8 protein-coding genes are annotated in these 11665 nt (G+C 72.4%); 6 read left to right on the forward strand and 2 right to left on the reverse strand.

The features are described from left to right. Nucleotide 1 precedes the first annotated feature (1 nt). From ACZ6TB_RS00885 to ACZ6TB_RS00910, 6 genes are all read left to right on the forward strand, one after another. On the forward strand, nucleotides 2–1309 hold the full coding sequence (locus ACZ6TB_RS00885) for a baseplate J/gp47 family protein (RefSeq protein ID WP_465549128.1): 1308 nt from the start codon (nucleotides 2–4) through the stop codon (nucleotides 1307–1309). Next, the gene (locus ACZ6TB_RS00890) at nucleotides 1306–5337 is read left to right on the forward strand and encodes a LamG-like jellyroll fold domain-containing protein (protein ID WP_465549130.1); all 4032 of its coding nucleotides are present in this window, start codon (nucleotides 1306–1308) and stop codon (nucleotides 5335–5337) included. Before ACZ6TB_RS00885 ends, ACZ6TB_RS00890 begins: the two co-directional genes overlap by 4 nt. Further along, nucleotides 5334–5504 (forward strand): hypothetical protein, encoded by a 171-nt coding sequence (locus ACZ6TB_RS00895; RefSeq protein WP_465549132.1) that lies wholly within the window; start codon nucleotides 5334–5336, stop codon nucleotides 5502–5504. The genes ACZ6TB_RS00890 and ACZ6TB_RS00895 overlap by 4 nt, the downstream gene beginning before the upstream one ends. A 25-nt stretch (nucleotides 5505–5529) precedes the next feature. Next, entirely contained in the window at nucleotides 5530–7461 is a 1932-nt protein-coding gene (locus ACZ6TB_RS00900) for a hypothetical protein (protein WP_465549133.1), read from the forward strand. Nucleotides 7462–7507: 46 nt separating this feature from the next. Next, complete coding sequence (locus ACZ6TB_RS00905; protein WP_465549135.1) at nucleotides 7508–7720, forward strand: hypothetical protein; 213 nt, start codon at nucleotides 7508–7510, stop codon at nucleotides 7718–7720. 82 nt (nucleotides 7721–7802) lie between these two features. Further along, a complete protein-coding gene (locus ACZ6TB_RS00910; protein ID WP_465549136.1) occupies nucleotides 7803–8867 on the forward strand; it encodes a hypothetical protein in 1065 nt (354 codons plus the stop codon). A 456-nt stretch (nucleotides 8868–9323) separates the two neighbouring features. Here the strand turns inward: ACZ6TB_RS00910 and ACZ6TB_RS00915 are convergent, their stop codons facing one another. Further along, nucleotides 9324–10511 carry a multidrug effflux MFS transporter gene (locus ACZ6TB_RS00915; RefSeq protein WP_465549138.1) on the reverse strand — a complete coding sequence of 396 codons (1188 nt, stop codon included), beginning with the start codon at nucleotides 10509–10511 and terminating at the stop codon, nucleotides 9324–9326. 127 nt (nucleotides 10512–10638) lie between these two features. Further along, nucleotides 10639–11664 (reverse strand): LacI family DNA-binding transcriptional regulator, encoded by a 1026-nt coding sequence (locus ACZ6TB_RS00920; protein WP_465549140.1) that lies wholly within the window; start codon nucleotides 11662–11664, stop codon nucleotides 10639–10641. Nucleotide 11665 lies beyond the last annotated feature (1 nt).

Below are 11665 nucleotides of genomic sequence, written 5' to 3' on the forward strand. Positions count from 1 at the left end.
GATGGCCGGCTTCGGAGTCACGGCGGACGGGTTCGTGCCCAAGGGATTCGACGTCATCCTCGGCGATGCCATGCAGCGGGCGCGGGACGTCTTCGGCGCGGACCTGGATCTGTCCCCGACCAGCCCGATCCGCAAGATCCTGGAGGTGACGGCGGGCGAGGACGCCGAACTCTGGCGGCACCTCGAGGACCTGTACTACTCGCGGTTCGTCTCGGCGGCGGTCGGCGCCGACCTCGATCTGCTCGGCGAGGACCTGGCGGTGCCGCGGCGGTTCCGGTACGCGCAGGGCGCGGTGACGATCACCCTGACCAGCCCCCAGCCCGACCGTGCCTATCTGGTGCCGGACGGAACCGTGCTGATCACCGCGGACCCGGTCCCGGTCACCTTCCGCACCACCGTCGCCGTCACGCTCACCGGCGCCACGCCCGTGGCCGCGGTCCCGGTGGCGGCGTTCGAAGCCGGGCCGCAGGGCGACGTGCCGGCCAATGCGATCGTCGCCGTCGATCCGGTCTACCAGCAGCTGTACCTGTCGATCACGCCGCCCACCGCGCTGGCCGTGGTCAACGCGGAGCCGCTCACCGGGGGATCCGAGCGCGAACCGGACGACACCTACCGGGCCCGGCTGATCGGCTGGCCGCGCAGCATGTGGACGCTGGAGAGCGTACGCGCCGCGGTCCTGGACGTGCCCGGCGTGCTGGACGTGCAGCTGTCCGATCCGCTTGGCGGCGTCGACGTGTCGCAGAGCTACTTCGGCATCTTCGCCTTCGGCCGGCGGCCGTTCAGCGCCGACCGCCGGGTGGGCGACCCGTACTTCTTCGATGTCGTGATCGCGCATGATTTCGTCCGGCCCTGGCGGACCACGGGCCCGGTGGCCGGGGTCTTCGAGCAGGTCACCGCCGCGCTGGACCGGGTCCGGCCGGTGGGCGTGCACCCCCGGGTGATCGAGGCCGACCACGTCGAGGTGGGAGCGCGGGCTCAGGTGTTCACCCAACCCGGCTACGACACCCAGGCGCTCGGGGCCGCGATCACCCAGCGGCTGGCCGACACCAGCGCCCTCAAGCTCGGCGGTGACGTCCTCTACTCCCAGGTGATGCGCGCCTTCGTCGACCAGCCGGGTGTCGTCGACGTGCAGAGCCTGCGGTTGCGCCGCTGCCCGCCGGCCCTGGGACGGATCGCGTTCGGCTCGGTGCGGTTCCAATCCGAGGTGGTCGAGGCCGGCGCCGGCGAGAACCTGGTGATGGGACCGACCGAGATCGCGGTCTTCCGGGTGGACAGCGCGTTGCTCGACCTGGAGGTGACGGCGCGATGATCGGCGTGGATCGGATGACCGGCCGCCTCACGGCTCCGTTCGCGCGGGGCGCGGCCAGGCTGGCGCTCACGCTCGCCCCCGGTGACTCCACGGCCGGTGCCCGGGTGCGGCAGTACGACTTCCGCGAGCACCGGGCGCGGTTCGACGCCGAGCCCGACCCGCGGTATGTGGTCGCCGCGCGGCAGGACGTGTCCATCGAGACGACGCTGACGTTCGGCTATGACGTTGCGGCGCCGGACGGCTCCGTGCGTACCGGAACCGCGACCTGCCGGATACCGGCCGGTTCGCCGTCCGGCATGTCGACGCTGGTGCCGCTGGGCCCGGATGAGGGTCCGGCGGTGCGATTGCGGGCCCTCACCATGGCGCCGCCGCCGGGGGACGCCGACCCGGCCGCGGATCAGCGATGGGAGGTCACGGCGCTGCTGGGCAACCTCGGAAAGCTGCTCTGGGTGGTCGGTTGGGAGCGCGACGCCCTGCGCGGGCAGCTGGCCCAGGTGCGTGACCAGCGCCGGCTGGACCGCGCGGCCGGGCAGACGCTCGACCTGGTGGGCTTCGATCTGGGCGTACCCCGGTTCCCGCCGCTGCCGTACGCGTTCGAGGATGGCACGGTGGCGCTGTACCACCTCGACGAGCCGGCGGGCGCCACGCTGGCCCGCGACGCCCAGGTGGTCTACGGGGGAACCGGGCACCCGAGCAGCAGCGTGACGGCGGCGCCCGGCGCGGTGGGACGCTTCGGCGGCGGGTTCGCGTTCCGGGACGCCGGCGCGCAGGTGCTCGTCGACGACCACCCGGACTTCGCGGTCGGCCCCGGCGACGGGCTGACCGCCGAATGCTTCCTCCAGCCGGATCCGGGCGCCTGGTCCGGTGCGGTGCTGTCCAAGGGCGATCCCGGCGACACCGGCTTGCCCGGATGGTCGCTGGCGGTCGGCGACTTCGGCCGGGGGTTGGTACGCAACGTGCGCGCCACCGTGTCCGACGGCGGCCGGGAGGTGGTCGTCCATGCCGACACGACGCTGGCGGCCGGCCGCTTCCATCACGTGGCCCTCGTCGTCGACCGCGGATCGTCGCTGATGCGGCTGCACATCAACGGGGAGACCCGCGCCACCGCGCCGATCACCGGCCTGGGGGCGCTGACGAACTCCGCGCCGTTGCGGATCGGCCACGCCGCCCCGGCCGCGGCGGACACTTTCACCGGCGTAGTCGACGAGGTTCGCCTCTCCCGGGCGGCCCGCGCCGGATTCCACCCCGTGCTCGGGGAGAGCGACGAGGGGTACCGCCGGCGGCTGCGCATCTTCCAGCGGTGGACGCTGCCGACCCCGCAAGTGCTGCAGGACGCCCTCAACGACGTTGTCTCGGACGTGGCCGGCGAGGCCGAGCCGTTCGTCATCGACGAGCGGGACGCCACGCTCGTCTCCACCGTGCGCGGGCTGACCATCTCCACGGCCGCGTTGCTGCCCGGTGAATCCATGGATGCCGGCGGCAACCGGCGGACCCCGGAGATCCTCAGCAGCGGCGCCGCCGACCGCGCCGGCTTCGATCCCCTCCTGCTGGTCCGGTCCGACGATCCGCGCGCCGACTACGCCGCGCCAGGCCCGCCACCCGACCCCCATCTGATGCAGCTGCCCACCCGCGTGGCCCTGGACGCGCTGCTCGACCGGTTGAGCGAACTCGGCGACTCCGGACGGCTGCGCGTGGACGGCGCATACGACCCGGCGGCCGGCGACCTGCGGGCCGTGGGGCGCGCGCTGCTGCTCAGCCGCCCCGGACCGTCGGTCCTCTCGCTCGGCGCGGTCGCCGCCCTGGCCCACCTGGCCGGCTTCTCCTGGGTGCAGCTGCTCCCGGACGCCCAGTCCGTCTACGCCTCGGTCGCGCCCGGCGACACCGTCGCCATCATCGGCGGGACGGCCGATCCGGACGGCGTCGACCTGCTCGACGGCCAGACCCTGGCGCTGTCGGTGGATCCGCCGCTGCCCGTCGGCACCATCTACCGGTGGTCCACCATCCTCTGTGGATCCGGCGATGCCGAGTTGACCACCGAACCGGGTTCGGCCGGGGTTCAGTTGCGCGCCACCGCCCCGGGCCAGCTCTTCGTCCGGGTCGAGGTGCAGCGCGAGCCCAAGGTGTACACGGCCACTCGCCGGCTGCGCATCGGCATCGACCGGCTGGCCCCCGGCGAAGCCATCGCCGCCGACGGCAGCCGCAACCCTGACCCGGCGGTCGCCGGCACTCCGGACGACGGCTTCTTCGACCCGGCCTACCTGACCACCTTCGACGACCCCAGCGGTGCGATCGAAGCGGACGCGGTCAACGACCGTCGCATGCAGCCCACGATGGCCGACCGGCTCCGCGTGCTGCTGCAACGGATCAGCGACGGCGGAGGCAGCGGATCGCTGCGACTGACGAGCGCCTGGGTGCCCGGCGACCCGGGCCTGGCCGGGGTGGGCCGGGCATTGACGCTCGACCCCGCCGGGCTCAGCCTCGACGCGCAGCGGCTCGCCGGCCTGGCCCACAAGGTCGGGTTCGGCTACGTGCACCACGACGCCGGACTCGTGCGTCTGCTGCACCCCGCCGGCGACATGCTCGAGATCACCGGCCCGGCCGAGGTCAACGAGGACGAGCCGGTGCTCTACAGCGTCACCCCCCGGGCCCGGGCCGGCGCGGCGGCCGCGGCGGACGCCACCGGGCCGCCCGCCCGCGGCCACCTGTACGTCGCCAACACCGGAACCGACACGGTCAGCGAGATCGACACCGCCGACGGGACCGTACGCCGGGCGTTCAAGGTCGGCGCGGCGCCGGCCGCGGTGGCGGTCGCCCCGGACGGCTCCCGGCTCTACACCGCCGACTCGGCCAGCGCGTCCCTGTCGGTGGTCGACATCGCGTCCGGCGTGGTCGGCGACCCCGTCGCGCTGGGCGGCAGTCCGCACGCCCTGCGCCACCATCCGGTCCGTCCCCGCCTGTACGTCGCCGTCCCGGACCTGGGCCGGCTCATCGAGCTCGACACCACCGGCACCCCCACGGTCACCCGTTCGCTGGCCCTCGGACCGCTGCCCGTCGACGTCGCGCTCACCGGCGATGGCGGCCAGGCCTGGGTGGTGCTGAGTCAGAGCCGCCGGATCGCCGTGGTGGACACCACGACCATGACCACGCTCGGGACGATCAATCTGGGCGACACCCCGACCAGAGTGGCGGTCGGGCCGACCCGCGCCTATGTGACCATGTCGGTCGCCCGCAAGCTGGCCGTCGTCAACGTCGCGAACCGGGCGGTCATCACCACCGTCACCGGCCTCGGCACCAGCCCCGGAGCCGTCGCCGTGTCCGCCGACGGCCAGACCGTGTACGTCGCCGACGTCGCCGACGGCGGCCTGTATCTGCGCAACGCCGACGGGACCGCCGCGACCGGTGCGAGCGCGGGCGGATTCGTACCGCTCAGTGGCGCGCCCGTCCACGTCGAGCTGACCCCGGCGGTGGCGTACGTCGTACGGCAGGACACCGGTGACGGGCGCAGCGCGGACGACGTGACCACGCTGTCGGCCGACCCACCCGGCCGGGTGCTGGCCGCGTGGCCGTTGGGGACCGGCCACGGCGAGCGGCTGTCCTGGTCGCTGCAGTCCGGCACGCCGGTCCGGGCGAGCCTGTCCGGCACCACCAAGGCGGAGATCGATCTGCGTCCGGCCGGCGCCGGCGCCGCGGTGCTGCGCGCCTCCTACCTGTGGCCGGACCATTCCCCACCGCGCACCTTCCAGCTCAGGTTCTCCGCGGCCGTCCGGGCCAAGGAGGCCTCCGGAACGCCGGTGCGGGTCCGCAAGGACGACTACGACCTGGTGATGAACGTGCTCAACGCGCTGCACCCGGTCGGCGTCGAGGTCGGCACCGCCGAGCTGCGGACCCACGTCGCGGAACTGGCCGGCACGCTCGATCTCTTCCCCGGATACACCTACCCCGACTTCCGGTCGCGGCGGCCACAACCGCCGCGGCCACAACCGAGAGATGAGGCAACGCGATGGCCATCAGCTACACCCCCAGCGTGACATTCCGGCCGTACGTCGACGGTCAGGACCTGGTGCGAGCCGCCGGCGACGACGGCTTCAACGTCCGCTTCCAGGCGCTGGAGCAGGAATTCACGCGGATCTCGCAAGTCATCAAGCAGATCAGCGACCGGCTCGACGAGCTCAACGCCCTCATCCCGCACAGCTAGGCCGCCGGCCAGAGGAGGTCACAGCATGACAAGCCGGAGAATCAGCCGCACCGAATACCGGGTGCCCGGCAGCGGCCTGCCGCGGCTGGGATCCACGACTCACGCCGAGAGCGGCGTCGACCTCGAGGAGTATGTGCGGTCCCTCGAGCAGGTGCACGCCGGCGCACACGGTTCCGGGGTGGTCGAAGGGCTCACCGTCACCGCCACCGCCGGCGGGTCCACGATCCGGATCTCCCCGGGTGTGGCCCTCGACGGTGCCGGCCGGCACATTTCGCTGGCCGCCGGCGGCTTCGCGGAGATCTCCGCCGATCCGGACCAGACCAGCCAGCTGGTTCCGGTCGACGCCACGGGCGTGGAGCTGCCCACCGGCGGCAGCAGCGGCAGCTGCGAAGTCAGCGTGACCTGGCGGGAGACCTTCGACCAGGACCTGTTCGCCAGCTCCGGGCAGAAGATCTTCCAGGACAACCACACCCCCTGGCTGCGGCTGACGTCGGCCGGCACCCCGCCGGACGAGCGCGTGGTGCTGGCGACGGCCGACCTCGACGACGCCGGCGTGGTACGGCCCGGCGGGCTCACTCCCGACGGTCGCACCGGTCCCGCACCGGCGGTGACCGAGGTACGGCTGCGCACGCCGGTCGCCGCCGCCGGCGCGGACGGACTCAGCGTCTCGGAGCTGACGGCCGGACATCTCGGGGCCCGTCCCGGTGGCGGCGTCCGGCTTCAGGTCGACGACCCGGCCGGGCTGGTCGACTTCGCCGCGGAAGGGGGCACCTTCGCGAAGATGTCGGTGGCCACCGACCGGTTCGCGCTGCGCCGCGCCGACGGGGCCGAGCCCATCGTGCTGGACCCCACCACCGCGCGGCTCGGCGTCGGCACGGACACACCGAGCCACGCGCTGCACGTGACCGCCAACCCGGGCCTGCGCCAGAACGCCTTGTTCCTGGGCGGTTCCACCGGCTGGAGCAGCCTGTCCTACAACGCCCACCACAACGACGCGAACACCGACTGGGTCTTCCCCGATCCGGCGCGGCCCGCCGTCACCGTCGAGATGGACGACGCCAACAACATCCCGCGGCTCCAGGTCTGGACCACCACCTCCGCCAACCCGACCGGTTGGAACCTGCGCCTGGGCATCGACGGCAACACCGGCGTCGTCGACGTTCCGGCCGGTCTGCGGCTGGGCGGCAGAAGCGACGTCAACGGCATCGTGAGCATGCAACACGACGACCGCAACCAGACCGCCCTAACCGTGACGAACGGTCTCGGCACCGCGATCTGCGCCCAGTCCACCAGCGGAACGGCGCTCGGCGCCTCGTCGCCGGACGGCACCGCCCTGATGGGCGCCAGCAACAATGTCGCGTTGATGGCGCTGGGGGTGTCGAACCTGCTGGGCAACGTCAATGTGAACGGCACCCTGACCGCCAACGACAAGCAGTTCCTCATCGACCATCCGCTGGATCCGGAGGGCAAGTACCTGCGGCACACCGCCGTCGAGTCCTCCGAGCGGACCAACGTCTACACCGGCAACGTCACTCTGGACGCGGCCGGGGAGGCCGTCGTTCGCCTGCCGGCATGGTTCGACGTCCTCAACACCGATCTCCGTTACCAGCTCACCGCCATCCGCGAACAGGCCGGCGTGTACGTCAAGACGGAACTCCAGGACGGCGAGTTCACCATCGCCGGCGGCCGCCCCGGGACGAAGGTGTCCTGGCAGGTGACCGGAGTCCGCGACGACGCGTGGGCCCGGGCGCACCCCCTTCTGGTGGAAGAGGACAAGCCCGAAGACGAGCGGGGACTCTACCGGCACCCGAGGCTGTTCGGCGGTGGCCTGACCCGGAGCGTCCACTGGGCCCGCCACCAGGATCTGGTCGAACGCCACCGGAGCGTCACCCGGCGCATCGTGCAGGCCGACCAGGACGGCGGCGAGGACCAGAACATGTTCCAGTTCCTGGGCTGACCGCCGAGGACTCCCGCGACATCCGCAACTGGTAAGGGGATCCGGCATGACCATCACAGCAGAGAACACCGAAGCCGCGTTGCGGCAACGCACCGAGGATCGGCTGACGGTGCTGCGCCAGGAACTTCAGCTCGGCGAGAACAGGCTTCGTGAACTGGACCGGGAGCAGACCCTGCTGCGGCAGACCGTGCTGCGCATCAGCGGCGCCATGCAGGTCCTGGAAGAGGTGCTGGCCGATCCCGGCACTGCCGGAGCCTGAACCCGGTCGCGGCGCCGGGAGGGGAAACCATGGCGAGCGAGCGAATCATCCGTACCGAATACCACGTGCCGGGGGACCCGGGGTGGCGATGGACAGACGCGGCCGCCAGATCGCGCTGGCGGCGGGCGGGCAGGCCGTCATCACCCTCGACGCCGGCGGCGCGGTGGTAGCCGACGGCCTCAGTCCCGCCGGGCGGCACGGCCTCACCCCCGCCGCGGAATCCGTGGAGCTGCGAACCGGTGCGTCGCAGACCACCTCCGGCCGGCTCAGCGTCACCGACATACCCGCCGGGCGTCTCGGTCCTCGCCCCGGCGGCGGCCTCCAGCTGCAGGTCCCCGACGCGACCGACGGCATCGACCTGTCCGCCGACGCGGGTACGTTCGCCGAGCTGTCGATCGCCGCCGGCCGCGTCACCCTCCAGAACGCTCTGTACCTCAGCGGAGCACCGGGCTGGAGCAGCCTCGCGTACAACGCGCACCACAACGACGCCTGGGTGTTCCCCGACCCGGCCCGGCCCGCCGTCACCGTCGAGATCGACGATGCGGATGCGGCCCCTCGGCTGGAAGTGTGGACCACCACGCCGGCCGCCCCCACCGCATGGAATCTGCGCCTCGCGATCGACGGCGCCACCGGAGCCGTCCATGTCCCCGGCAACCTCGGCGTCGGCACCGCGCAACCGCTGGCCGCCCTGCACGTGGCCGGCGGTGGAATCGCCAACGGGGTGACCGCCGGCGTCACGGGCATCTCGCCACCCGGCACGTCGACGGCAAGCACCACGCCCAGGACGCCGACGATCCGCTCTTCCTCAACTGGAGCACCGGTCAGCCGGTGCACGTCGGCGGCGAGGCGGCGGCCGACCTGTTCTGCTTCGGCGGCGCCTACGGCACCACGAAGTCCTTCCTCATCGACCAGGGCGGAAACCGCGGCGCCGGTCGCGGCCCTGGCGGCGTCCGCCGTCCGCGACGGAGGCTTCTCCGTCCGCTCGGCGGACGGCGCCGCGCCGTCACAAGCCTTCTACTGGGAGGTGAAGGCCGTTCGCGCCGACGTGGCGCAGCTGCAGGTCGAGGTGTCGAAGGCCGACTTCGCCGGTCGACTGCACCATGACCGGCCCGGCACCGAACCGGACGGGGGCGGCGCCGACGATTGATCGCCGCCCGTGGCGCGAGGAAGGCCCACGGACGGTCGACGCCTCCGCGGGGCTGGCCCACCTGGCCGATCTGCGCACGCCAACCAGTCGACCGGCATCCATGACCGCGGCCAGAACCACTCCGAAGCGGGTCACACCACCCCCGCATCCCGGTGACCCATCGGCGCGGGTCCCCTCCGGCGGGATCGGGAAGACGCCGACGCCGTTGTTCAGGTCACGTGCCGGGCCGCCGGCCCGGATACGGCCGGTGCCGCTGCGCAGGGCATGCGCGTACCAGCCGTTGGCCGGACCCCGGGTGCAGCGTCCCGTCGCCACGCGGCGTGGTGACCGGTCCTCGACCGACACCGCCTGGTTGTCGAGGATCGACGTCGTGGACAGCTTGTGCTGCCAGTCCCGCCAGGCGTCGGCCACCCGGGCGTGCGTCCTGACGACAGCCGAGTGATCACGAGAGCAACATCAGTCGTGGGCCTCGGCCCGTGCTTCGCGCCGATCGCCGACCAACACCCGGAAAACAACCGCCGCGACCGCCATGGTCAGCCCCATGACCAGGCCGATCGGGCCGATCGAGCCGACGCCCAGCAGGCCGGCCACCGGCGCGGTCGCGCCGGCCAGGCCGAAGTTCGCGGCACCCATCAACCCCGCGGCGGTCCCGGCCCTCTCGCCGTGCGGGGCCATGCCGATCACCTGCAGGCAGGGCCCGACGGAGCCCGCCAGGAGGAAGTAGAGCACCGTCACGAAAGTCACCGCCACCACGTTCTCGCCGGCGAAGGCAACGAACAAGAGGGTGGAGCCGAGGCCGGCGAGCGCGGGCAGCACGTATTGAAGCAGCCGCCGCGGCCCGATCCGGGCGACCAGCCGCGCGGATGTCTGCGCCCCGATCACGAAACCCACCGCGTTCGCCGCGAAGACCAGGCTGTACCGCTGGGCGGAGAGGCTGTACGTCTCCTGGAAGAGGAACGACGACGAGGTCATGTAGGTGAAGACGCTGGAGACCAGCAGACCACCGGCGAGGGCGGCGCCGACGAAGCCTCGATCCGTCACCAGCACGTGGTAGCGCCCGAGCGGCGCCCCCGTTCGCCGCACCGGTGGGGCCGTCTCCCGGATCAGGAACGCTGCGACGGCGAGCACCGCCAAGCCGTAGAGCGCGATGCAGACGAACAGACCCCGCCAGGGCATGTGACTCAGCATCAGCGAGCCGGCGAAGGGTGCGACGACCGGCGCGAGCCCCGTCACCACGGCGAGCCGGGCGGCCATCCCGACGAACCGGGCGCCGTCGAAGAGGTCGCGCACCATGGCCAGGGCCACGACGCCGCTGCCCGCGGCTCCGGCGCCCTGCAGCAGCCGGAAGACGAGCATGACTTCGACGGTGGGCGCCGCGGCGACGCCCAGGCTGCCGGCGACGTGCAAGGCGGTGGCCACCAGCAGGGGCCGGCGACGCCCGATGCTGTCGCTCCACGGCCCGATGGCCAGCTGGCCCAGCGCGAAGCCGATGGTGGTGGCCGTCAACGTGAACTGCACGGCGGCCGCGCCCGTGCCGAAGTCGGCCTGGACGAGCGGGAACGCCGGAATGTAAAGGTCGACAGTGAACGGGCCGAGCGCGACGAGGAGGCCGAGCACAAGCAGGGTACGGCGGGCGGAGTTCACCGGGGGCCTTTGCGATCGGGCAGCCGCTCAACGGCTGCGCACTGCCCCCGTAGGGTCGTCGCCGGCCAACCCGTGCAACGTTCTACAAATAGCGTAGGCGGCACGGCCGGCCGCAGTCAAGGAGACGTCAGGCGGTCGTGCCGCGAGCCATCAGGCGCGGCGCGATGAGGTAGTGCACCGGGCGGGTACGACCATCGATGCGCTCCAGCAGCAACCGGGCGCTGCGAGAACCGGTGAGCTGAGCCGACTGATCGATCGTGGTCAGGGAGATGCGGCCGATCGTCGACATATAGATGTTGTCGTACCCGGCGACGCTGAGGTCTTCCGGAACCCGCAGGCCGAGCTCCTCGGCCGCGCGCAGCACGCCCAGCGCGGCGATGTCGGCCCCGGCGAAGATCGCGGTCGGCGGGACCGGACGGGCCAGCGCCTCCCGGGCGGCCTCGTATCCGCCCTCTTCCGAGTAGCTGGTGACGATGACGTCCGGCTCCAGCCCGTGCCGTCGCATCGTCTCCTGGTAGCCGTCGAGCCGCGGCGTGTGCGACAGGACGTACGGGCGTTCCAGCCCGCCTGAGGGCTGGCTGGTGTGCACGATGCGCCGGTGCCCGAGGGCCACCAGGTGGTCGACCATGAGGCGGGCGCCCTCGAAGTCGTCGTCGACGATCGTGTCGAAGGTGTCGGCGCCGCCGTGCCGGGCCAGCACGACCGTCGGCAGGCTCGCGCCCAGCTTCTCCAGCCAAGCCTGCTCCATCCAGGGCGCGATGACGATCAGCCCGTCGACCTGCCGGTCGACCAGGGCCTCGATGCTGCGCTTCTGCCGCTCGGGCGACGGGCCGCCGGCGATCAGAATCTCCTGGAAAGGCGTGGGCTCGAGCTCGGCCGTGATGCCGTCGATGATCTGCGGCTGGAACGGCGACGACAGCTCGATGAGCATCACTCCGACCGTGTACGAGCGGCCGCGCATCGCCCGGGCGCCGGTGTGCGGGCGATAGCCGAGCGCGTCGATGGCGGCGGTGACCTTCTCCCGCATACCGTCGCTGACCCCGTACGCGTCCCGGACGACCTTGGAGACGGCCGAGACCGACACGCCGGCCTCGCGCGCCACGTCCTGGATGGTGACGCGGCGCGCGTCCTGGCTGTCCGGTGTCGAGACCACC

The organism is Actinoplanes sp. NPDC051537 (assembly GCF_055586105.1).

Bases quoted from the DNA above. Each gene is read 5' to 3' on its own strand.
- ACZ6TB_RS00885 (WP_465549128.1), top strand. From the start codon at position 2: ATGGCCGGCTTCGGAGTCACGGCGGACGGGTTCGTGCCCAAGGGATTC.
- ACZ6TB_RS00890 (WP_465549130.1), top strand. From the start codon at position 1,306: ATGATCGGCGTGGATCGGATGACCGGCCGCCTCACGGCTCCGTTCGCG.
- ACZ6TB_RS00900 (WP_465549133.1), top strand. From the start codon at position 5,530: ATGACAAGCCGGAGAATCAGCCGCACCGAATACCGGGTGCCCGGCAGC.
- ACZ6TB_RS00905 (WP_465549135.1), top strand. From the start codon at position 7,508: ATGACCATCACAGCAGAGAACACCGAAGCCGCGTTGCGGCAACGCACC.